At 41.4% G+C, this 23,256-nt stretch carries 17 protein-coding genes; 8 read left to right on the top strand and 9 right to left on the bottom strand.

Going from position 1 to position 23,256, the window contains the following annotated elements; genetic code table 11:
• Nucleotides 1-65 precede the first annotated feature (65 nt).
• From HWQ44_RS03045 to HWQ44_RS03025, 5 genes are all read right to left on the bottom strand, one after another.
• On the bottom strand, nt 66-1,823 hold the full coding sequence (locus HWQ44_RS03045) for an ABC-three component system protein (RefSeq protein WP_292714606.1): 1,758 nt from the start codon (nt 1,821-1,823) through the stop codon (nt 66-68).
• Entirely contained in the window at nt 1,823-2,047 is a 225-nt protein-coding gene (locus tag HWQ44_RS03040) for an ABC-three component system middle component 6 (protein ID WP_174711759.1), read from the bottom strand. The genes HWQ44_RS03045 and HWQ44_RS03040 overlap by 1 nt, the downstream gene beginning before the upstream one ends.
• Nucleotides 2,044-2,676 (bottom strand): hypothetical protein, encoded by a 633-nt coding sequence (locus tag HWQ44_RS03035; protein ID WP_292714600.1) that lies wholly within the window; start codon nt 2,674-2,676, stop codon nt 2,044-2,046. Before HWQ44_RS03035 ends, HWQ44_RS03040 begins: the two co-directional genes overlap by 4 nt.
• A gap of 3 nt (nt 2,677-2,679) precedes the next feature.
• On the bottom strand, nt 2,680-3,390 hold the full coding sequence (locus tag HWQ44_RS03030) for a hypothetical protein (protein WP_292714597.1): 711 nt from the start codon (nt 3,388-3,390) through the stop codon (nt 2,680-2,682).
• Between the two features lie 177 nt (nt 3,391-3,567).
• A complete protein-coding gene (locus tag HWQ44_RS03025; RefSeq protein ID WP_292714593.1) occupies nt 3,568-5,781 on the bottom strand; it encodes a phosphoketolase in 2,214 nt (737 codons plus the stop codon).
• A 343-nt stretch (nt 5,782-6,124) separates the two neighbouring features.
• Between HWQ44_RS03025 and HWQ44_RS03020 the strand changes: the two genes are divergently transcribed.
• From HWQ44_RS03020 to HWQ44_RS02990, 7 genes are all read left to right on the top strand, one after another.
• On the top strand, nt 6,125-7,507 hold the full coding sequence (locus HWQ44_RS03020; RefSeq protein ID WP_292714589.1) for a cytochrome P450: 1,383 nt from the start codon (nt 6,125-6,127) through the stop codon (nt 7,505-7,507).
• A gap of 376 nt (nt 7,508-7,883) precedes the next feature.
• Complete coding sequence (locus HWQ44_RS03015) at nt 7,884-8,642, top strand: DUF2993 domain-containing protein (RefSeq protein WP_292714586.1); 759 nt, start codon at nt 7,884-7,886, stop codon at nt 8,640-8,642.
• A 104-nt stretch (nt 8,643-8,746) separates the two neighbouring features.
• The gene (gene crtO, locus HWQ44_RS03010) at nt 8,747-10,441 is read left to right on the top strand and encodes a beta-carotene ketolase CrtO (protein ID WP_292714583.1); all 1,695 of its coding nucleotides are present in this window, start codon (nt 8,747-8,749) and stop codon (nt 10,439-10,441) included.
• A gap of 508 nt (nt 10,442-10,949) precedes the next feature.
• Nucleotides 10,950-11,693: a tetratricopeptide repeat protein gene (locus tag HWQ44_RS03005; protein ID WP_292714580.1), complete on the top strand. Its 744-nt coding sequence runs from the start codon at nt 10,950-10,952 to the stop codon at nt 11,691-11,693.
• 77 nt (nt 11,694-11,770) lie between these two features.
• Nucleotides 11,771-12,643: an NAD(P)-dependent oxidoreductase gene (locus HWQ44_RS03000; RefSeq protein WP_292714578.1), complete on the top strand. Its 873-nt coding sequence runs from the start codon at nt 11,771-11,773 to the stop codon at nt 12,641-12,643.
• Nucleotides 12,644-13,142: 499 nt separating this feature from the next.
• The gene (locus HWQ44_RS02995) at nt 13,143-13,694 is read left to right on the top strand and encodes a PEP-CTERM sorting domain-containing protein (protein WP_292714575.1); all 552 of its coding nucleotides are present in this window, start codon (nt 13,143-13,145) and stop codon (nt 13,692-13,694) included.
• Nucleotides 13,695-13,918: 224 nt separating this feature from the next.
• Nucleotides 13,919-15,508 (top strand): alkaline phosphatase, encoded by a 1,590-nt coding sequence (locus HWQ44_RS02990; RefSeq protein ID WP_292714572.1) that lies wholly within the window; start codon nt 13,919-13,921, stop codon nt 15,506-15,508.
• Nucleotides 15,509-15,628: 120 nt separating this feature from the next.
• On the opposite strand, the gene gcvP is transcribed toward HWQ44_RS02990, so the two are convergent.
• The 3 genes from gcvP to gcvT form a co-directional block, all read right to left on the bottom strand.
• Nucleotides 15,629-18,541, bottom strand: a complete 2,913-nt coding sequence (gcvP, locus tag HWQ44_RS02985) for an aminomethyl-transferring glycine dehydrogenase (protein ID WP_292714570.1) — start codon at nt 18,539-18,541, stop codon at nt 15,629-15,631.
• Nucleotides 18,542-18,716: 175 nt separating this feature from the next.
• On the bottom strand, nt 18,717-19,106 hold the full coding sequence (gene gcvH, locus HWQ44_RS02980; protein ID WP_069072677.1) for a glycine cleavage system protein GcvH: 390 nt from the start codon (nt 19,104-19,106) through the stop codon (nt 18,717-18,719).
• A gap of 125 nt (nt 19,107-19,231) precedes the next feature.
• A complete protein-coding gene (gene gcvT / locus HWQ44_RS02975; protein WP_292714567.1) occupies nt 19,232-20,368 on the bottom strand; it encodes a glycine cleavage system aminomethyltransferase GcvT in 1,137 nt (378 codons plus the stop codon).
• Nucleotides 20,369-20,534: 166 nt separating this feature from the next.
• On the opposite strand from gcvT, the gene HWQ44_RS02970 reads away from it, so the two are divergent.
• The gene (locus HWQ44_RS02970; RefSeq protein ID WP_292714564.1) at nt 20,535-21,032 is read left to right on the top strand and encodes a pentapeptide repeat-containing protein; all 498 of its coding nucleotides are present in this window, start codon (nt 20,535-20,537) and stop codon (nt 21,030-21,032) included.
• Nucleotides 21,033-21,221: 189 nt separating this feature from the next.
• On the opposite strand, the gene HWQ44_RS02965 is transcribed toward HWQ44_RS02970, so the two are convergent.
• Entirely contained in the window at nt 21,222-23,111 is a 1,890-nt protein-coding gene (locus HWQ44_RS02965; protein ID WP_292714561.1) for a tetratricopeptide repeat protein, read from the bottom strand.
• Between the last annotated feature and the right edge of the window lie 145 nt (nt 23,112-23,256).

Here is a 23,256-nt window from a genome sequence, read left to right as displayed (position 1 = left end):
CAGTCCGACTTGAATATATTTACGCAATAATTATATTAACTGAATATTTCTGTTTACATTCTTGCCTAAAAACTAATGCCTAGTAGTCCTCCTTCCTCACTTTCATCTGTAAGTCTAAGTCTCACAAAAGAATCAAAATTAAAATCAAGTGGGAACTCTGAACGTGGAACCATATCTGAATTCAATGTACAGATATACTGAAAGCCAAGCCTTCTTGACTCTCTATCAGCTAATTGTAGAGCAAGGGATACCTGTCTCTCATCTACACCATCAAAAATTGTGCTGTCATGAATTAATATACGCGGTGAAGGGTCACGCTCTGACCAAAGTTGCGCCAACATTAAGTCATAACAGAATATCTTCATCTTATCGATCCCTTCACTACCATCACGTCTAATTTCTACTCGGAAAGTAAAGCCATTGCTTCCTACATCAATAACAAGTATTCCTGGAACGTCGTAAAGGAATCGAGAGTTAATGCTGAATAAATTAATAGCACGTTCGGCTTGCTCATTCCGTTCTCCATAGTCACGACGTGCGCGTTGTAGTAACTGTTCTTTTTCAATTTTTAAGGTACTTTTTTGTTCCTCAAATTGTTTTAGTTCTTCGATGCGTTTATTAATTTCATTGAGATTAGCTACATCATCAAGATAAATTTCTTGTAGCATTGTGTATTCTTCTAAAGCTCCATGCGTCTTTAGCACTTCCAAAAGTTCGGCACGCTCATTAGTTTTCTCTCTAATAAAACTTTCTCTAGAGGATATTTGCCTTCTAATACGTTGAATTTCACTTCCTAAAAACTCCCTACGATTCTCTATTAGTCTGCGATGAAATATTTCTACTTCTTCTAGTCTTCTAATTACTAAACCTGGTAACTCAACACCTGCATTCTCATATATACGAACAACCTGATCTGGTCTTGGTTCATCCTCCGAGTCAAGACTAGATTGATAAAACTCCAGTAATTTATTTTCAATAATCTTTTTATTTGTTGCTTCGTGAATTTGTGAGGTTAAACGGTTAGCAGTTGCCTCTAATTCATGGTATTGGGACGCTACCCTAAAATTGTTAAGAGTTTCTTTTCTTTCACGTAATTGTGCTTCTACTTGAACCTTTAAAGCTTCAAGCTCACCTAAAGAACCAAAAATTGCAATTGCAACTCCAGGTTCTGTATCTTTTTTAAGTTTTTTAATATCTGCGATTAATTTCTGTTTATCCTTTAAAAGTTGTAAATCTCTTGCCTCTTCCCAAGCAAGACCTAATAAAAAAGCATTATTAACTTGCTTATCCCATCCAGGTTGCTTTGGATGATGCTCGAATGGTGTAGAAAATGCATCTCTTCCCCGACGGATAAAGTAAGAAATCAGTCCTCTAAAAGTAGGCTTATATTTCTTAGCTTCATTATCAATGGTTAATCCAAATGTTAGATTTCCTAAAACAGCCTTCCAGTCTTCCAAACTTAGAACTTTTTTACCCTCTTGTTCTTTTGGTTGAATAGGCCAGTTAGCAGTATCTCCATCAATTACCACCTGAGACTTATACTTATCTTCAGTATTTCTTGTAACAGTGATAATTTGATTTGCAAGTGTAATCTCTAAACTAAAAGCCCAACCGCGAATATTTCTAGAACCAAGTCCTTTGGCTGTTGGAATTGTACCTCCAAGACAAAAGTGAATAATTTCAATGAGAGTAGATTTACCCAATCCATTACGAGAATCTCTTCTGCCAGAGTCTTCTGTGCGATCTGCTAAAACTACGTTAAAGCCAGGTCTAAACTCAACTGTTTTAAATGATGAATGATTACAACGAACAGCATGAATCATCAGTGACACCTATGAAGTAATCCTGCATTCATCTCAATTGCTCCTATAGCGTATAGGAGATCAAGAGTTAAAACAAAACGTTCAAATGTGGCAACTTCTGGCATGGTAGCAACAGCACTCCAAAGTGATGAAACTGTTCTTGGCTGGTACAATTGTTCTAGTATTGTAGCACCTACCCCCAATAGAGAGTGACTGGTAGAGATATGTTTTGTAGGAAGAATCATCGCTCAAACACCTCGCACTTCTCAAAGAGATAGTACAGCACTGCTAAACCAGCTGCTCGTAGGTCATAATCTAGACTACGATTGCAAGAAAACTCATGCAAAGCATCCAATAGAGCATTTCCCCTTAATCCTGATGCTCTAAGATTGTGGTACTCCCCAACGAATCCTGCCTTTAGCTTTTCAGGAAAATCAGGAATTACATTAACCATATTCTCAACAAATTTGCCAACCATTCTTGCTTGGATCACACCGCTCGTTAGTCTCGATTGAGCAGATCCAGTCAGTTCATTTTTAGACATTTTTATAACTACTGGAACAACAGTATAGCTTTCATCAAATTCTACAGGCATACTAAGGATTCCGTCAGTAACCATATCCAACTCTCTGAATGTAATATTTGCCATTGCATTGACAAGTAAATCCTGCTCTTGTTGAGAATTTGATAAAGATTTAAACTCAGTTTTATATTCCTTTATTCTACATTTTACCTCATTAATTTGCTTTTTTAATTTTGCTTTTGGTTGTACTTCTTGAGTAAGACGTAATTCATCTTCTAGTTCCTTTTGTAGTATATAGTCTTTATCTATATGTTCTTTCAAATCTTGTTTTCGTTGCTGATGTAAATCCACTATTTACTTTCCTTTAAATCTCATCATCAACGCTTGCAAAGCTGCTTTTAGGTTTATTCCTGTTCCCAGTTCTAATTCACCTTCATAGTCCAAAATAAAAGGAATAAGAGGTATACCAACTTTCAATCTATGCTTGAAATCTAATCCAGGGGCATTAATAATTTCCGCTAAGGCTGCTTGACTGGCAGGTAAAGCATTACCATTTTGTTGTAGTTTAGTTATGCTTTGCTGTATTCCTTGGAAAATAAGCTGCATTTCTCTCTCTGTTACTTGGTCAGTTTCTATGGCATCTAAAACAGTAGAAATCATAAACATTTGAGATTGATCTAATTGTTCAGTGATAGCTGCAATTATGTTCTGTTCACCAGCGTTATAACGATCTAGTAGTCCTTTACGTAAGTGATTAATATTTTCATAAATTGCCTTTTGACCAGCAGATAATCTATCTATTCTGGTGTTTATCTGTTGCAATTGAATGGCTACATTCTTCATCTGTGCAGTTGGCTCACCAGTTATTTGCATTTGCAGTTCATCGTATTCCTTCTGATAACCATTAGCCGATTCGCGCAATTGCTTAATTTCTCTTGTGTACTTAGCCTTACGACGTGGATCATCTTCATACCGCAAGGCATCTTCATACTCTTTGAGTAAATCCTGGTCTTGTTTAATGTTGTCTTCTAAATGTTGGAGTCTCAAGTCGAAGTTTGAAGGCATCACTGTCTAAGAGTTATAACTTGATGAAGTTAGGCATAAAAAACACTGTAGCATTTTAGACTTAAAAACAGTTGATTGTAATAGTTAACTTAAGTAATAATCCCAGTTTTTTAAAGGTAAAAATTCCTACCCAGCTTTAGACTAGATAGGAATATTACATCCAGACTACATAGAATATTAATGAACTAACGCGATCGCACGTTTCGTTAACGCTTCAGCAGTTAATCCATTAAACGCCATCAACTCACCAGCACTGGCTGTAGTTTCGCCACGTTTCCACGCAAAAGTATCACGTTTCGCCGTACTCCGTAACAGAATTGGTTCCAGCATCCCCGCAGCACCACCTGTCACCGCAATTAACGCATCACCATCAAATAATTCGGCAAATTTCGCATCATCCAAGAAGCCGCCTTCGGGTTCAGAACAGGTATCCCACGCAGTATCATGGCTACGGTACAATTGCCGAGGATTGATCACAGAAACAATCTTGACACCAATACCTTCAGTTTCTAAGAAAGCCGCAGCTTCAAATACTGGTATTAATGTTAAATCGCCAATTACAGCAAATACAACTTGTCTATCACCAGCGACTTCATGTAATAGCACCGCACCATCTCGCAACCCTTGACGAGTTTGTTCTAAAGTTGTGCGAATTGGCAATGGCGATTTACTTGCTGTAATCACAACTCCTTTATTCTTAGTTTTCAACGCCCAGTCATAACAGGCTTGAATACTATTAGCATCAGGCGGAAATAATGGGAAAACATTTCCATTTCGCATCAACGAAGCAAAGTAAGCTTCAATTTCTGGACGTTGGTGAGTCCAACCGTTGCGTCCTTGCTCTAATGCGCCAGCTGTGAATAAAGTAATAGTCGAGGGAGTTTGACGGCGCAATTCTGCCATTGCTTGAGTTACAGTTTGCCAAATTGGTAATCCGTTGATGGCAAAAGATTCGTAAGAACACCACAAAGTTCTCGCACCCATTAACGCTAAACCCGCAGCTAAACCGGCACAAGCATCTTCACTCAATGGTTCATAAACTTGTCCGTTTGGTGCTTGGAAATATAAGTCGTCGGTTGTGGGGTGGATAATCTTTAATGCTTGGTTGATGTTGGCAATTCCTGATGCTTCATTACCATCGGCATTGGTGACAAGGAAATTTTTATCTTTATTTCCAACTATTCCTACCAATCGTCCCATTGCGGTTGTGGAAACTTTTGGTTCACCACCAACTGCATATTCTTCTAAAGGTAATTCGCCTAATTCTGGTAATGGAAATTCAAATTCTGTCACCACAGTTTTTGCTGCTGGGCCACCACCGGCACGTTCGGCATTTGTTCTGACTAATTGCCAAGCTTCTGCTGACAAAGCACGGGTTTGCAATGCACTAATAATATGCGGCGCATCCAGCGTATCTTTAGGATACAGGTTGTGAGATTTCGCACCCCGCGCGTGGACTCCTGCACCTTTGAGTTGTTTAATAATGAAGACGGTAAGTTTGCCGCCGAGTGCCGATCGCGCTGCTTTATCTACACCCGAAAGTACTGCTTGAGTAAATTCTAGGCGCTTCTCAAAGGAAAAGGCGGTACTATCAACGTAATCTCCTGGCTGGTTTTTATCGTCGAAATCTTTAGCATCCACTAACACTACTTCATCAAAACCGTTACCTTGCCAATATGCTTGCATCTGTTCGTTGGTTTTTAAAGAAACCATGCTGTGATGTTCTTGGCTGTAACCGTTCCACACCAGTATCGGTAAAAAGTTGGTGACAGCAGGATAAGCTGTATGAAAATGTGCGATCGCACTTACAATATAAGGCTCACCCAATCCCCCATCCCCAACTGTAAAGGGGAATAACTTATCTTTGTGTAATAGTGCAGCCGCCATTGCAAAGTGTTGCCCTTGTCCCAAAGGCCCCGCAGGTGCGAGAATACCGGGAATGAAACCAGAAAGATGTCCTAATAATCCGTGCTTTTCTCGGAAGCGATCGCGCAATTGTTGGACTGTAAAAATTCCCATGTCTTCTAGCGAACGATCCAAGAACATGGCACTATAAAATCCGGGAGCGTGGTGTCCGACTTCGGTAATAATGTTCTTGTATCCCAGCATGACAAGAGATGCATAAGCTTCTGCTTGGCTGGCAAATCCGCCGGGATGGCCAGAAGCCTTACTACCAGTAACTTGTAAAGTCAGGTAGCGTAAGGCATCGGCAGCCAGTAAAGTTTGATATACAGCTGCTTTGTCTGTGGTCGATGCGATCGCGATTTTTCCTGACTCTATAGCAGGTGTTGCACCATAAGTTTCAAAATCTGGTAACGCTTCACCAAAATATTGAATCCCTTCAGAAAAATTGGGAAGCGCTGAAGATGCCTTTGGGGAGATTGCAGTCATGCTGAGTACCTTTTGACGATGAGGTGAAACTGTCTGACTTTTCACGGTATCTGGGGAACCTCTCTCAAAATCTCTCTCCTAAAAGGAGAGAGATTTTGAATTTTCCCCCTTCCCGCGTCGGGAAGGGGGTTAGGGGGTTAGGTTTTTCGTAGGCTTTTCCAGATGACATGAAAATTCAGATGAAACTGTAGATGCTCGTTGAATTTAACAAAAATTTTACATCTTCGAGGTTGTAACAGTTTATTGCTTTTTTGCAACGTTAGAATAAGTACTTTAAATGGTCACGTAACCAAAATTTTAGTTAGTTGAAGTAGCAAAAAAATATTAAGTAGGAAAAAAAATTATGAAATTCCCAAATGGCCCGCAAACTCCAGCAGTTTTACAGATGCTGCGCTGGATTGCTAATCCGATGTCATTTATGGAGGCTTGTGCCAAAAGCTATGGCGAGATTTTTACTCTCAGATTAGACAAAAATCTTCCTCCTATGGTGATTATCAGCAACCCCCTAGCGCAACAACAAATTTTGACAAATGATACCAAGGAATTAGAAGCCCCTGGTGATCTAAATCAGTTGTTTGAACCTTTGCTGGGCAAGCATTCTGTGATTACCATCAGTGGCGCAGAACACCAGCGTCAACGCCAGTTGTTAATGCCTCCCTTTCACGGCGAAAGAATGCGAAACTATAGCCAGGTAATTACCGATGTCACCAAGCAAGTCATTAGCCAATACCAGATAGGTAAACCCTTTAATATTCGGTCTGCAACCCAAGCTATTACCATGCGGGTGATTATGCAAGCTGTATTTGGACTACATGAAGGGCCTCGCGCCGAAAAACTACAACAATTTTTGGGCGCTCTTTTAGAAAAGGCCAGTTCTCGGTTAAATGTGGCCTTGCTTTATTTTCCAGCTTTGCAAAGGGATTTTGGCCCGATTAACTTCTGGGGAAAACAGATGCGCCTTCAGCAAGAAGCTGACGAACTCATCTACGAGGAAATTCGGGAACGTCGAGAACAAGGAGATTCATCACGCACGGATATTCTGAGCTTACTCATGGCTGCTAGGGATGAAGCAGGTCAACCCATGACTGATGAAGAGTTGCGCGATGAATTGATGACTCTGTTAGTCGCCGGTCACGAAACCACAGCGACAGCCTTAGCATGGGCATTATACTGGATTCACAAAATACCATCAGTGCGCCAAAAGCTACTGCAAGAATTAGATAGCTTGGGCGATAATCCAGAGCCTAGCACCGTTTTCAAATTACCTTATCTCAATGCTGTTTGTTCCGAGACATTGCGGATTTACCCAGTAGCTATACTCACTTTTCCTAGAGTAGTAAGAACACCCCTATCCTTGGGCGGTTACGAACTAGAACCGGGTACAGTCCTAATTGGTTCTATTTATTTGACCCACCATCGGGAAGATATTTATCCAGAACCTAAGCAGTTTAAGCCAGAACGCTTTTTAGAACGGCAATTTTCCCCTTATGAATATTTGCCTTTTGGGGGTGGTGCAAGACGCTGTATTGGTCTAGCATTTGCCCAGTTGGAAATGAAGCTAGCACTCGCCAAAATCCTTTCTAGCCTCGAATTAGAGCTAGTTGACAATGGTGAAGTGCGACTTAAACGCCGTGGTTTAGTGACAGGCCCAGATCGTCCCATTGAGATGGTTGTTACGAGTCAACGTCAGATGAAGTCTCCTATTTTACAGACAACCACTGTTTGATGCTGGGGGGGGTTGATGGTTGCGTTCAGCAAATTTTCAACTTCTATCTATAGAATTTCTTGATTCAGTTGAATAGAAACCCAAACCCCCAAGCCTTTGCCTATAAGAGAATGGGAGTAAGATTCAAAGCCTCTCTTCTAAAAGGAGAGAGGTTTGGATTGAGGTCAAAGCCTATTACATACAAATAAGAAGTGCTATATATATTTAGATAGATTTTTAAGCGAATTCCTAATTAATTAAAATGATTTGTAATCGGTGCTTAACGATAGTAGTCCTGTTCACAAATCAAAAATTACCTATGCCCCAATATAGATTCACTCTTCAGAATTAGCCTTTACAGTAACTAGTAATAGGAGATTTAGGAGATTAGTAATTCATGCCTGATGAGCATCGGTTGGAGGAACAATTTCTATCCCAAGAAGCTGAAAAAAGAATATCCAATCAGCTAGATGAAGTAGAAGAAATACAAATAGATGTACAAACCGATCTGTTAAAAATACTTCAGGGACAAGCGGATGGAGTTTCGGTTGCAGGTCAAGGATTAATCATTAAAGAAGACATTCGCGTCCAGGAAATAAAACTCAAAACAGATAGTATAACTATCAATCCCTTCAGCGCTCTTTTTGGTCAAATAGAACTCAATGAGCCAGTAAATACCATTGCTCGGATTATACTCACAGAAGTAGATATTAACCGTGCCTTGACCTCAGAATTTATTCGTAGCCAGATGCGAAATTTAGAGTTGAATGTAGATGGTGAAATTGTCAGTTTTGAGCCGGAAGAAATTCAAGTATTTTTACCTGGTGATGGCAAAATAGAATTTAAGGGAAAGGTGCTGTTAAAGGAAAGGGGAAATACTCGTCCTTTAGCTTACACTGCGATCGCTCGCCCACGAACTCATTCCCAACCCGCTATGCTAGAGGGTTTTAACTGCACTGAGGGAGAAGGGATTTCAATAGAATTAATTACAGCATTCATGCAGAAAGCGAAAGAACTGATGAATACACCATCTTTTCAATGGGAAGATATAGCATTTTCTATCAAAGATATAGAAGTACAAAAAGGAACTTTAATACTTATGTTAGAAGCTCAGGTAAAGCAGATACCCTCATCGTTAACTGTAATATCTCCTTAGTAGGATTGACAGTAGTTAAAGATAATTTTTGTTACTGAGGGATGATGTAAATATCCTAAAATTTTTCTAATATTTAGAAACCTACTTATTTCTAAATTCCAACTATGCAAGAGTATGATGTTGTCCTGATCGGTGCTGGACATAATGGACTAGTTTGTGCAGCTTATTTGCTAAAAGCTGGTTATAGTGTTCTGTTACTAGAAAAGCGTTCTGTACCAGGAGGCGCAGCAACAACGGAAGAGTGCTTACCGCAAGAAGCACCTGGATTTAAATTCAATTTGTGTGCTATTGACCATGAATTTATTCACTTAGGGCCAGTTGTTGAAGAATTAGAACTAGAAAAATACGGCTTGCATTATTTGGAGTGCGATCCAGTTGTTTTCTGTCCTCATCCTGATGGGAAGTATTTCTTAGGACATAAGTCGGTAGAAAAGACTTGTGCAGAAATCGCTCGTTACAATGAACGTGATGCCAAAAAATACGCAGAATTTGTAGACTTTTGGCAGCGAGCGCTAGGTGCAATGATTCCTATGTTTAACGCACCGCCAAAGTCAATTATAGACATCCTTGGTAACTACGACATCACAAAACTGAAAGATTTAGTTTCAGTTATTGGTTCCCCAAACAAAACGCTGGACTTCATTCGCACAATGTTAACCAGTGCTGAAGATTTACTTAACGAGTGGTTTGATGAGGAATTTCTGAAAGCGCCATTAGCAAGACTAGCATCAGAATTGGGTGCGCCGCCATCACAAAAAACCCTTGCCATTGGTGCAATAATGATGGCAATGCGTCATAATCCGGGTATGGCCAGACCTCGCGGTGGAACTGGCGCACTTGTGCAAGCTTTGGTGAATTTAGTCACAAGTAAAGGTGGCGTTATTCTCACAGATCAGCATGTTGAAAAAGTTTTAATTGATGATGGAAAAGCTGTAGGTGTGCGCGTTGCTGGTGGAAAAGAATATCGCGCTAAATACGGGGTTATTTCTAATATTGATGCCAAGCGGTTGTTCTTACAAATGACTGATAAAAGCGATGTTGATGGAGCCGATCCAAATTTATGGGAAAGATTAGAACGCCGCATCGTTAACAACAACGAAACTATTCTCAAAATAGATTTGGCTTTAGACGAACCACTGCGCTTTCCATACCACGCCCACAAAGATGAATATCTCGTCGGTTCTATCTTAATTGCAGATTCCGTGGCTCATGTAGAACAGGCTCACAGTAAATGTACTTTGGGAGAGATTCCTGATGCTGATCCATCAATGTATTTGGTGATGCCTAGTTATTTAGATCCCACATTAGCACCAGCAGGTAAGCACACCCTATGGATTGAGTTTTTTGCCCCATATCAAATTGCCGGTGCAGAAGGTACTGGTTTAAAAGGTACTGGTTGGACAGATGAATTGAAAAACAAAGTTGCAGATCGGGTGATTGATAAGTTGGCAGACTATGCACCCAATGTCAAAAATGCAACTATTGCCCGTCGAGTAGAAAGTCCAGCAGAACTAGGAGAAAGATTAGGTGCGTACAAGGGAAATTATTACCATGTTGACATGACCCTAGATCAGATGATATTTTTCCGTCCACTACCAGAAATAGCGAACTACAAAACGCCAATTGAAAATTTATTTTTGACTGGTGCAGGGACTCATCCGGGTGGTTCGATTTCGGGAATGCCGGGACGCAACTGTGCGCGTGTATTTTTGCAAGCAAAACATCCTATTAGCCAAACTTTGAAGGATGCGCGGGATTCGATTAAGTCAACTGTCGAGTCGGTGTTTGGCATTAATTAAGCGGTGCAAAAATAGAACCTGTTATCATCTATTTTTTGCCTTTGTGTCTTGGTACTGAAAATATGATTTTGGTATTACAAAGACATGAAGGCAAGCTATCGCGTCTATAAGTTGCATAGTTCCAATTGTGAGAAAGACGCAATTGGAATTGATGATTAGGTTAGATAACTGCTTGATATGATGAAGCAATTAACAGCATATTATAGGTAAAAGCTAGTATGATCGCACCCTTGTTGATTAAAAGGGAAATTACCAAATGCGTGCGATCGCAACGTATATAGCAACACAAATAATCATTTTTTGACTGAAATAGGTTTTAAGCAATTGCTTTATGTATATTTAATATGATAATGTAACATACGCTTGATTTTAATAAACATCTATGCATCGTCAAGAAAACTCTTTGTTAAAATATAAGTAAATTAATGGGTAACAAACTAGTGTATTTTGATAATACTCAAAAAACTAACAAATTTTAACATCATCTAATAGATTTTGTAGGTACAGCATGGTTTTTCGGCACTGCTTCGTTGCATCTGGCTTGATAGCTTTCTTCGCATTTGGCTGTAGTGGTGGAGCAAACTCATCGACAGAAAATACTACACAAGTCGTCCAAGAAAGTAATGTAACCCAACTTTTTATAGAAGCGAAGGCTACGCAAAAAGCAGAAGATTTTTTTCATCAAGGTAATCATTTATTAGATGGACAACGTTACGAAGATGCGATAAAAGTATACGACAAAGCGATCGCGATCAAAGTTGAGAGTCCTGAAGCTTGGATTAACCGTGGCATAGCCTTAACATCGTTGCAACACTACAAAGATGCTCTTAAATCCTACGATACAGCGATCGCCATCAAACCCGACAAATATGAAGCTTGGTATAATCGTGGCATAGCCCTAACATCGTTGCACCGCTACAAAGACGCTATCGCATCTTACGACAAAGCGATCGCCATCAAACCCGACAAATATGAAGCTTTAATTAACCGAGGTATAGCTCTGACAAAGCTACACCGCTACCAAGATGCGATCGCATCTTACAATAGAGCGATCGCCATCAAGCAAGATTTGCACCAAGCATATTACAACAAAGCTTGCTCTTATGCTTTACAAAGCAATCTGGACTTAGCAATTGAGAACTTAGACAAAGCAATCGAGCTTGTGCCTGATAAATACAAAAAATTAGCAAAAACTGACCCAGACTTTAGCAAAGTGCGTAGTGAAAAGCAGTTTCAGAAATTACTGCAATAGCATTTTATCACCAACACTCATTGTAGAATATAAGCTTAACAAGGATTTTTCGTGATGCTAGCGGTTTACGATTAGACATGAAAAAATTGTTAATCACCGGAGCAAGTGGTTTTTTGGGGTGGCATCTTTGCCAACTTGCCAAACAAGAATGGGAGATTTATGGCACTTATTTATCCCATCCTTTGGAGATTCCTGAGATAAAAATTTTAAAAGCGAACTTAACAAATTTTCAGGAATTGAAACGGATCTTTAATGATGTCAAACCAGCAGCAGTTATTCATACTGCGGCACATTCGCAACCAAATTTTTGTCAAACCAATCCCAAAGAATCGCACGCAATTAATGTTATAGCATCCTGTAATATTGCTGGACTTTGCGCGGATAATTCTATTCCTTGTGTTTTTACTTCAACTGATTTAGTTTTTGATGGTTTAAATGCACCCTATCAAGAAACAGATGCCGTGTGCCCTGTCAATCTTTACGGTGAGCAAAAAGCGATCGCAGAAGCAGATATGCTAGAAAGGTATCCCATGACCGCAGTGTGTCGGATGCCGTTGATGTTTGGTGCAGCAACACCGACAGCTAAAAGCTTTATTCAGCCATTTATTCAGACTTTACAAGCCGAAGAAGAACTAAGTTTATTTATAGATGAATTTCGCACACCAGTAAGTGGAACAACTGCTGCCAAAGGACTTTTATTAGCATTAGAAAAAGTGAACGGCATCATTCACTTAGGTGGCAAAGAGCGGATTTCGCGTTATGATTTTGGACAGATATTAGTGGAAGTATTTCAACTTCCTAGCACTGGTCTAAAATCCTGCCGACAACAAGATGTGAAAATGGCAGCACCTAGACCAGCAGATGTTTCTTTGGATAGTTCTCAAGCTTTTGCATTGGGGTATCAGCCTTTATCTCTAAAGGAAGAATTAGAGGCAATACAATTCAGTTAAGGCTAAGTGTTAAAACTAAAAGTGGAAATAGGCTATTTTGGGATGCGATTACCTCCGGTACGCTATGCGTAGGCGTAGCCCGCCAACTGAAAACTTGGCTTTATTGATAATTTAGTAATGTAATTGATAATTTAAACCCTCCCAACCTCCCTTTAATAAGGGAAAGTGCCGCAAGCGGTGGAGTTCTTTCTATGCATCTTCATCCAAAATTTGCGTAAGTCCTGACTTAGATGCGTTTGCCCTGTGGTTATCGGCAAACTTAAATTAAATTTTATTTTTACCTTTGATTAAAGTCTGCTTAAACTCATAATTCTAAAATAGGGTGTCTCAAAATAATTGGAGACTTATTTATTTTTCAGAAAAAAGGAAAAATCATTGATTTCATAACTGTTGCAAACAGTTATGAATATCCATTTGGAAAATAAGTAAGTTATAAACAAGCTATTTTTATAGTTTGTATTTGCATTGCTTAAAAAAGTTTATGGTGAGGAAAACTGAGATGAAATTGATTCCAAAATTATTGGTTGCTGCTGCTACTCTTACTTTAGGTTTTGCTACAGTAGATGCAAAATCTGCATCTGCTGCAATTCTTAATTACGTTTTCACCGTTGATAGCCCAGGAACTAAGGGAAATGGCTTTTTTAGCTTTGATGACTCAACTTTCAGCAATGACTATAATCCCGAAGCTGCCATTAAGTCACTCTCTTTCAAGTTTGATGGTGACTCTACGGTTTACACCCAACAAGATGATGCCAACTACCCAGATTTTCCTCTTGTTTTCCCCAGCATATCCTTAACAGGACAAACATATTTTGCATTAGATTATCAGTTCGATGATAAAGCTAATCCTTCGAGTTCTATCAGTTATGAAATTATTGGTAAGGATTTTACAATTTTCTCTAAAACTTCTCCAGATGCTGAACTTATATCAGGTACAGTTTCTTATAGACAAGTACCTGAACCTACACCTTTAGTTGGTACTCTTTTTGTTTGTAGCCTTGGCTGGATGATGAAGAGAAAGGTAGCATCAAGAAAAAAGGTTAAAGTCTGACTTGGTTAAGTTGATATTAACAATTTCTTTGCCAAAGATTAATCTCTTATTCGTAGGCTTTAATGTGGCAAAACAACATCTAACACAATGATGCTAAGAGAAAATTGGGAATTAAAACCTGATTTTGGTAAGGGAATTAGTTACGAAGTTTGTCTACTATTACCCTGCCTTCTTCGTGTTAGCTGTTGCTGTACTTTAACTTACGTGTTAGTTAGGAGTAGAGAATGGTAGATTACCGAAATTTTGAGCAGTTTCTGGACAGTCGAATCAAACGACGCAACTTAATTATTGGAGCAGGAGCATTGTCTGGTTTGGCGATCGCTAACCAATTTTCTCCTCAAAGAGCGATTGCTAAAAGCAGATTTTCTAATTATCCTTTTACTTTGGGTGTGGCGTCGGGTGAACCCTATCCTAGCAGCGTAGTTATCTGGACTCGTCTCGCTCCTGAACCCTTAAACGGAGGTGGAATGCCACCTGTGAATGTGCCAATTCGCTGGGAAATAGCAACCGATCCCGACATGAGGCGTATTGTCTCCAGAGGTACGGTACTTGCAACTCCACAATTAGCTCATTCCGTTCGAGTTGTCGTAGAAGGACTGCAATCTGATACTTGGTACTGGTATCGGTTTCTCGTCGGTCAAGACGCTAGCCCCATTGGTCGCACTCGTACAGCGCCTTTAGCAGGTGGCTACTTAAATAAATTAAACTTTGCCCTTGTTTCCTGTCAGCACTATGAGCAGGGGTACTTTACTGCTTACAAATATCTAGCCCAGGATGACCTCAGCTTGGTAGTGCATGTTGGAGACTACATCTATGAAGGAGGAATCTCAAACAATCGCCCCAGAAAGCACAACAGTGCCGAAATTCTAACCTTAGAAGATTACCGTAACCGTCACGCCCTCTATAAAACCGATACCAATCTGCAAGCAGCTCATGCAGCCTTTCCCTGGATTGTCACCTGGGATGACCACGAGGTAGAAAACAACTACGCCAACGACATCTCGGAAGTCGATACTGAACCAGATCAAAATCGGGCAATCTTCCTACAACGAAGGGCTGCTGCCTATCAGGCTTACTACGAACACATGCCACTGCGCCCCTTCTCGCGTCCCGTTGGCCCCGATATGCAACTTTACCGTCGGCTCTCCTTTGGTAACTTAGCCACCTTCCATGTCCTAGATACCCGCCAATATCGCACCGATCAGCCCTGTGGTGATGGTACTAAAGAACGTTGCCCAGAAAACTTAGATCCGAATGCAACGATTACCGGCAAGCGTCAGGAAGATTGGCTATACAATGGTTTAAATAACTCACAGGCTAAGTGGAACGTTTTAGCCCAGCAAGTTATAGTTGCTCAGATAGACACAAAAGCAGGGGAAGGCGAAACTTACAGCATGGATAAGTGGGATGGTTATGTGGCTTCCCGCGATCGCCTCATGCGTTTTTTAGAACAGCGCAAACCATCTAATCCAGTAGTCTTATCAGGCGATATCCATTCCAATTGGGCAATAAATTTAAAGGCTGACTTTAATAACCCAAAATCTGCTACGGTCGGAAGTGAATTTGTCTGTACCTCAATAACCTCCGGTGGAGATGGGGCAGATACCACCCCAAATGTTGAAGCTTACTTACCCGATAACCCACACATTAAGTTCTTCAACGGTCAACGGGGATATGTTCGCTGTGCGCTGACTCCCACAACCTACCAGACAGACTATCTAGTTTTATCAAACGTCACAACCCCGAATGGCACGCTTGGTAAGCGGGCTTCATTTGTAGTTGAAGATGGTCGTCCAGAAATACAACAAGCCTAATCATCTAATTCCTAGGTATCAGAACCAGACAATTACAGATAGAAACAGGTAAATCATCAGTGTTTATCGAAGGCAGGAGTTAGGAGTTTTAATTCCTAACTCCTAACTCTTCACTTCAGTTTAATAAGCATCCATTGGCAGACAAGAACAAACAAAATTCCTATCGCCAAAGGCTGAGTCAATGCGACCGACAGCAGGCCAGAATTTATATTCACGAGTCCAAGGTGCAGGATAGGCAGCTTGTTCGCGAGAATAGGGATGCTGCCATTCTCCAGCGATCAGGCTTTCAGCAGTGTGGGGTGCATTCTTCAAAACATTATCTTGGGCATCCACCTTGCCAACTTCTATTTCGGCAATTTCTTGGCGAATAGAAATCAACGCATCACAGAAACGATCCAATTCTTGCTTAGATTCACTTTCTGTAGGTTCCACCATGATTGTACCCCCTACAGGCCAGGAGACAGTCGGCGCATGGAAACCATAATCTATGAGACGCTTGGCAACATCATCGATTTCGATCGCAGCTGATTTTTTGAGCGATCGCAAATCTAAAATACATTCATGGGCAACTAGACCATTTTTCCCCTGATATAAAACCGGATAGTACGATTCCAGTTTCTTGGCAATGTAATTAGCGTTGAGAATCGCCACCTTAGTTGCATGGGTTAAACCATCTGCACCCATCATGGCGATGTACATCCAAGAAATCACCAAGATACTCGCACTACCCCAAGGCGCAGCAGCAACAGCACCAATATTAGAGTCCTGAGTTGAGGTGTCGATAGTGACAACAGGATGTCCGGGCAAAAACGGCACAAGATGAGATGCAACACCAATCGGCCCCATACCAGGGCCACCGCCACCATGAGGAATACAGAAAGTTTTGTGCAAATTTAAATGACAGACATCCGCGCCAATATCCCCAGGACGGCAAATTCCCACTTGGGCGTTCATATTTGCCCCATCCATGTAAACTTGTCCACCGTGACTATGGACAACAGCGCAGATTTCCTGAATTGGCTCCTCAAAAACACCGTGAGTTGAGGGGTATGTCACCATTAAGGCGGCAAGTTCATTACTGTGTTTTTCAGCCTTAGCCTTCAAATCAGCAACGTCAATATTACCTTGTGAGTCACAGGCAACAGCCACCACCTTCATCCCACACATCACCGCACTTGCAGGGTTTGTCCCATGTGCCGAAGTGGGAATCAAACAGACATTGCGGTGTGCCTCACCCCGATTTTTGTGATATTGACGAATTACTAAAAGTCCCGCGTATTCGCCCTGAGAACCAGCATTTGGTTGTAGAGAAATTCCGGCAAAACCAGTAATTTCAGCTAACCATGCCTCAAGTTGCTGGAATAGGATTTGATAACCCTGTGTTTGGGATGCAGGCGCAAATGGATGAATCTTGCCAAATTCCTCCCAACTTACCGGAATCATCTCAGCTGTCGCATTCAACTTCATTGTGCAAGAACCCAAGGGAATCATCGATGTCGTTAGCGACAAGTCCTTGCTTTCTAGCTTGTGCAGATAACGCAACAACTCAGTTTCTGAGTGATAGCGGTTAAAAACTGGGTGAGTGAGATATGTACTTGTACGGGAGAGAAAAAGATGTGAGGATGAGGAAGAAGTTAATTCTTCTAAAGTGAAAGGTAAATCATCTGTACCAGCGAAAATCTGCCAAAGGTCGATTAAATCTTCTGGCGTAGTTGTTTCATCCAGCGAAATACCAACAGTTGTGGCATCAAAAACCCGCAGATTAATTTGAAGCTGTTCGCTAGCTGTCAAAATATCTTTTAAATTGTGTCTTCCCAGTTCTACTGGCAGCGTATCAAAGAAATCTTTGGAACTGATGCTGTAACCCAAACGCTTCAGTCCTTCTGCCAACAAGACCGTCAAAGAATGGATATTTTCGGCAATTTGCTTCAGTCCAGTAGGCCCATGATAGACCGCGTACATACTCGCCATCACCGCCAGTAGCACCTGTGCAGTACAAATATTACTAGTAGCTTTTTCGCGGCGGATGTGCTGTTCGCGGGTTTGCAAGGCGAGACGCAATGCAGGCTTCCCTTGGGAATCTTTTGATACACCCACAATTCGCCCTGGAATCAACCGTTTATACTCTTCCTTTGTAGCAAAGTAGGCCGCGTGAGGGCCCCCAAACCCCAACGGAATACCGAAGCGCTGAGTGCTTCCGACAGCAATATCAGCGCCAAATTCCCCAGGAGGGGTCAGCAAAGTTAAACTTAAAGGATCTGCTGCTACCGTCACCAATGCACCCTTAGCATGGGCTTTTTCTATAAAAGCGCGGTAGTCGTAAATAGTGCCATCACTTGCAGGGTATTGCAGAACGGCCCCAAAAATTGGTCGATCAAAATCAAATGTTTGATGATCGCCGACAATGATCTTAATCCCCAATGGTTTCGCCCGTGTTTGTAACACATCAATAGTTTGGGGATGGCAATCACGAGAGACAAAATAGGCATCTGCCTGATTTTTGGAGACACCATAGCTTAGGCTCATCGCTTCTGCTGCTGCTGTGGCTTCATCAAGTAACGAAGCATTGGCAATTTCCAAACCTGTGAGGTCAATAATCAGGGTTTGAAAATTCAGCAATGCTTCCAGTCGCCCTTGGGCAATTTCTGGCTGATAAGGAGTATAGGCAGTATACCAACCGGGATTTTCTAGGATGTTACGCCCAATCACAGGTGGGGTAATACTGTCGTAATATCCCATACCAATATATGAACGGAAAACCTGATTTTTGCCCGCAACTTTTTTTAACGATGCCAGTGCTGCGTACTCACTTTCTGCTGCTGGTAACTTTAGCGGTTGCTTCAACCGAATTGTCTGTGGAACTGTTTGGTCGATTAGGGCATCCAGGCTGGGAAACCCCAAAACCTTAAGCATTTGCTCGATATCATCGGAGTTAGGGCCAATGTGTCTTGGCACAAAACTACTTAACTTTTGACTTTTTTCGTCCAGCACTTGCTGCTCATTAGACTTGAGAATAGGGGCGTTCAATACCACAAATTACTCTCCAGATGGTACTATTATCATATTTTGCAATAAATACTCTTAAACTGGGGGCTAGAGACTGCGGATTGGGAAGATATTGGATAGGTGAATAAGAGTAATTGTTAATTACCTCGCCCACTCACCTACTCCCTTACTCTTCCACTTCCCCACTCAGCACTTAGTACTCCTACTCGCCTTCTACTTGGGCGCGATACTCATCCGCTGTTAAGGCATCCTCAACTTCGCCAGGATCATTGACGCGCACTTTCAAAAACCACCCTTCTCCGTAGGGGTCTTCTGACACTTCTTCGGGAGAATTAATTAAGGCTTCATTGCGTTCTATAACAGTGCCTGTCACTGGTGAATTCAATTCTTCAACGGCTTTCACTGATTCAATTGTGCCAAAGTTTTCTCCCCTGGTAAGGGCGTCGCCAATTTCTGGCAGTTCCAAAAAGACGATATCACCCAATTCATGTACGGCAAACTCAGTAATGCCAATAGTGGCAATTTCACCATCGATTCGCACGTATTCATGAGAATCCAGGTATCTGAAATCTTGAGGATATTCAAAAGACATATCACTTCCTCTCCCTTATCAAAAAAATTATTTCCCTAACAGTCATCCAAGTCATATCTGGTAATGAACCTTAGTGTAGATTGAATAACTCACAACACATTATTCCTCAAAAACCTCGGCGCTTATCAGTTGGCAACACGATTTTTTGACCGATAAAAGGGACGTTTCACCACAACTGCTGGATAAGCTTTGCCACGAATTTCGACTTCTAGCTGCTGACCGACAGTTGCTAGCTGGGTGGGAACGTAGGCTAAAGCAACAGGATAACCAAGTGTAGGTGACAGGGTGCCACTAGTAACTTCTCCTACAACTTTACCTGCGGATAACACTTGATAGCCGTGACGGGCAATGTTACGTCCTTGGGTTTGCAAACCGACCAATCGGCGCTGCACTCCAGCGGCTTTTTGTTGTGCTAAAACTTCCCGACCAATAAAATCGCCTTTTGTATCTAAGTGAACTAGCCACCCCAATCCTGCTTCTAAGGGTGTGGTGGTGTCATCGATATCTTGTCCGTAAAGTGCCATAGCCGCTTCTAGCCGCAGAGTGTCTCTCGCACCGAGTCCACAGGGAATAACACCAGCTTTATGAAGACTTCGCCACAATTCTACTCCCACATCCGGATCTACCATCACCTCAAAGCCATCTTCTCCGGTGTAACCTGTGCGGGCCAGGAAGGCAGGTTTACCTAGTAGCGTTGCTTCTAAATGTCCGAAGGCTTTGATTGGTTGTAAGTCTTCTTGTACTAATGACTGGAGATATTTAATCGCTTTTGGCCCTTGCACCGCGATTAAGGCTTTTTCTGGCGAAATGTCTTGGAATTGCACTTTATCCAAATCAAGGTGTTGCAATAGCCATGCTTTATCTTTACTGGAAGTTGCCGCATTGACTATGATGAATGCCCTCTGTATCCCAGTGGTGTCTTCACCTTGATAATAAACAATGATGTCGTCAATAATTCCCGCTTGGGGATTTAACAATACGGTGTATTGTGCTTGACCAGCTTGCAAACGACTCAAGTCGGAAGGCACTAGTGGCTGGAGTTGGGAAATCAGATTTTTACCTTGGAGGGTAAATTTGCCCATGTGGGAAATATCGAACATTCCGGCTGTATTTCTTACAGCCTCGTGTTCGCGGCTAATTCCACTAAATTGCACAGGCATTTCCCAGCCGCCAAAGCTGGTAAGGCGTGCTTTGAGTTCTACACCCAGTTGATATAAGGGGGTTCGCGCCAGAGATTGGGCGTTGTCTTCTTGATTAGCCACAGGTAATTTTGCGATCGCACCTCAACATCTATCATCCTACGAGATGCTTTCCGGTTTTACAGTCTTATGTATCGAATTGGAGCATTGTCCCCCTTGTCCCCCTTGTCCCCTTCTGTAAGGTTTAATAGTTAATGGTGCAAGTGTTGAGATTTATTAAGAAGACATTATGAAATATTGGCAACTGTTAGCTAGCTTTGTCTTAGCTATGGTTCTTTTTTTGTTTCCCCTATCAGCGCAAGCTGCAAGTTCTTCCAGTATTACCCGTTCTGTGGGGAATGATGAACTTAAAGGCAAGGATTACTCTGGTCAAAGTTTAATTGGTACTGAGTTTACCAATCTCAAATTAGAGAATGCTAATTTTAGCAATGCTGACTTACGTGGTGGCGTCTTTAACGGTAGCGTATTGGAGGGAGTAAATCTGCATGGTGCTGATTTTAGTGAAGGCATAGCCTATTTAACAAGGTTTAAGGATGCTGATTTTAGTGATGCTGTGTTGACTGATGCGATGATGCTACGTTCTACTTTTGATGGCGTGGATGTCACCGGTACCGATTTTACCAATGCAATATTAGATGGGATACAAGTGAAAAAGCTTTGTGTTAAGGCAAGTGGTGTGAATTCTAAAACTGGTGTGGATACTCGCAAATCTTTAGGATGTAAGTAGACTCTCACCCCTTCTTCATTGGTGGAGAGGGGGATATTTTTTTGAACCGCTGAGGACACAGAGAACACAGAGAGTCAGCTTTTGAGGGTGAACTTGAGCTTCTGAACCTCAAGTTTCGAGTTTGGGACTCAAATGGTTGCAGTTGGGCAAAGATTTCCACATTTGGTGTAATTATAGAGGGTGCGATCGCTAGTGATATGCTTCTCTTAAAAAGCTTGCATAATTTGCCCGAACCGTCATAGTCGTAGGATGACTTACACCTAAAGTTCGTTCACAAATTCTCAAAGCTTTCTCAAATAAGGGTTTGGCTTTCTTGTAGCGTCTTGTATAACGGTAGAGTGCTGCTAGATTGTTCAGACTAATGGCAACATCGGGATGGTTTTCTCCCAGCAGGCGTTTACTCAGTTCTAAAGCTTTCTGATACAAGGGTTCGGCTTTGCTGTGGCGTTCTGTAGATTCGTAGAGTTGTGCTAAATTGTTCAGGCTAGTGGCAACATCAATATGTTCTTCTCCTAGCAGGCGTTTTCTCAGTTCTAAAGCTTGCTTCAGCAAGGGTTCAGCTTTGCTGTACCGTCCTGTATAACAGTACAATGCAGCTAAATTGTTCAGGCTAGTGGCGATATGGGGATGTTCTTCTCCCACTAGGCGTTTCCACAGTTCTAAAGCTTGCTGATACAAAGGTTCGGCTTCGCTATAGCGTCCTGTAGATTCGTAGACTAATGCTAAATAGCTCAGGCTAGTGGCAACATCGGTATGCTCTTCTCCCAGCAGACGTTTTCTCAATTCTAAAGCTTGCTCAAGCAAAGGTTGGGCTTCGCTGTAGCGTCCTGTAGATTCGTAGAGTAATGCTAAATTGTTTAGGCTAGTGGCGACATCAGTATGTTCTTCTCCTAGCAGGCGTTTTCTCAGTTCTAAAGCTTGCTGATATAGGGCTTGGGCTTCGCTGTAGCGTCCTATAGATTTGTAGAGTTCTGCTAAATTGTTAAAACTAGCAGCAACATCGGAATGTTCTAAACCAAGACGATTTTGAGTCAGTTCTACACACTTTTGCAACCAACGTTCTGCTTGCTGATAAAGTCCTTGACCTTGATAAAACCAGGCTAATTTGGTAAACAGAGTAATTAGATTTTCATCGCCCAAATACTCGAACAGGTGGGTTGCAACCTCTATAATGTGCGGGATATGTGGAGTGAGGTTGAGAATATCTTCAGGGTTAGGCTGTTGGGGAATTAGCTTTGCTACCTCTAACATCATCGCTGCAAATTTGGTTTTTGCTTCATCCGCCTCACTTGACTTATCCAGCTTCATTTGGATAAGTTGCCGAATTAGTGGATTTAGACGATAAATTCCTTGACTTTGCCGTTGTAGCAAATGCAATTCCAGTAAATCGGCTATGGCTTTCTCATGGAGTTGTTGTTTTCTGTCATCTTCTATCGTCTCAACAGATAAGGGAATGTCAGTTAAGGCACACAAACTTAGCAAATAGGCAAAGCTTTGTGCATTCTCATCCAACTGTTCCCAATTCAATTCAAAAGCTTCAGCTACACCGGATTCATAATGCATCAATGAGTTGTTGACCACTAGTTCATGTTCAACTCGTTTTTTCTTTAGCCGCTTCAGCAGTCTTTCCAGAGATAAATCTGGCATTTTATCCAGATATCGCCCCACTAACTCTAACGCTAAAGGTAAATATCCTAAAAATTTACAAATTCTTCTCGCAACCCACGGTTCTTGTTGCAGTCGTTCGCGAACCACCAGCGATTTTAATAATTTCATCGCCGCCAATGGTTTGAGGACATCCAATTCGCTATTGTATTTCGCGCTCAGGTAAGCTTGTAACTTGTCTAGTTTGCCCAGACTGTTGGAAATAGCTAATTCAGGATAATTCTGGGCGAACTTGTCATATACCTCACCCATCCACTTTCTGAAAGCAGCAATCTCAACGTTTAATTCGCTGGCAAGTATAGCTTCACTTTTTCCTAAATTTTCAGTCTTAAAATACTTTATAAAAGCTGCTGTTTGCTCTAGATATAAGCCATTAGTAGCAGCTTCTTTGGCTAGAAAATTAGCCCATTGCATAAACAGCTTGTGATATTTATTTTCGATTCTACTTTGTCTCCATTTGGAAATCTTCTCTCTTTGGGGTAAAAATACCATTTGCATAGAAACCAGGACTTACGCAACTGGCACAGTGCGATCGCTCTATATAGTATTTTTGTACTAT

The organism is Nostoc sp. JL34, from assembly GCF_017114945.1.
Lineage (GTDB): Bacteria > Cyanobacteriota > Cyanobacteriia > Cyanobacteriales > Nostocaceae > Nostoc.
Note: the sequence above shows the minus strand (reverse complement) of the source record. Positions and strands in the feature narration are given on the sequence as shown.

Bases quoted from the DNA above. Each gene is read 5' to 3' on its own strand.
- HWQ44_RS03030 (WP_292714597.1), bottom strand. From the start codon at position 3,390: ATGCCTTCAAACTTCGACTTGAGACTCCAACATTTAGAAGACAACATT.
- HWQ44_RS03020 (WP_292714589.1), top strand. From the start codon at position 6,125: ATGAAATTCCCAAATGGCCCGCAAACTCCAGCAGTTTTACAGATGCTG.
- HWQ44_RS03045 (WP_292714606.1), bottom strand. From the start codon at position 1,823: ATGATTCATGCTGTTCGTTGTAATCATTCATCATTTAAAACAGTTGAG.
- HWQ44_RS03025 (WP_292714593.1), bottom strand. From the start codon at position 5,781: ATGACTGCAATCTCCCCAAAGGCATCTTCAGCGCTTCCCAATTTTTCT.
- HWQ44_RS02965 (WP_292714561.1), bottom strand. From the start codon at position 23,111: ATGCAATGGGCTAATTTTCTAGCCAAAGAAGCTGCTACTAATGGCTTA.
- HWQ44_RS03000 (WP_292714578.1), top strand. From the start codon at position 11,771: ATGAAAAAATTGTTAATCACCGGAGCAAGTGGTTTTTTGGGGTGGCAT.
- crtO (WP_292714583.1), top strand. From the start codon at position 8,747: ATGCAAGAGTATGATGTTGTCCTGATCGGTGCTGGACATAATGGACTA.
- HWQ44_RS03040 (WP_174711759.1), bottom strand. From the start codon at position 2,047: ATGATTCTTCCTACAAAACATATCTCTACCAGTCACTCTCTATTGGGG.
- HWQ44_RS02990 (WP_292714572.1), top strand. From the start codon at position 13,919: ATGGTAGATTACCGAAATTTTGAGCAGTTTCTGGACAGTCGAATCAAA.
- HWQ44_RS03005 (WP_292714580.1), top strand. From the start codon at position 10,950: ATGGTTTTTCGGCACTGCTTCGTTGCATCTGGCTTGATAGCTTTCTTC.
- gcvH (WP_069072677.1), bottom strand. From the start codon at position 19,106: ATGTCTTTTGAATATCCTCAAGATTTCAGATACCTGGATTCTCATGAA.
- HWQ44_RS03015 (WP_292714586.1), top strand. From the start codon at position 7,884: ATGCCTGATGAGCATCGGTTGGAGGAACAATTTCTATCCCAAGAAGCT.
- HWQ44_RS02995 (WP_292714575.1), top strand. From the start codon at position 13,143: ATGAAATTGATTCCAAAATTATTGGTTGCTGCTGCTACTCTTACTTTA.
- HWQ44_RS02970 (WP_292714564.1), top strand. From the start codon at position 20,535: ATGAAATATTGGCAACTGTTAGCTAGCTTTGTCTTAGCTATGGTTCTT.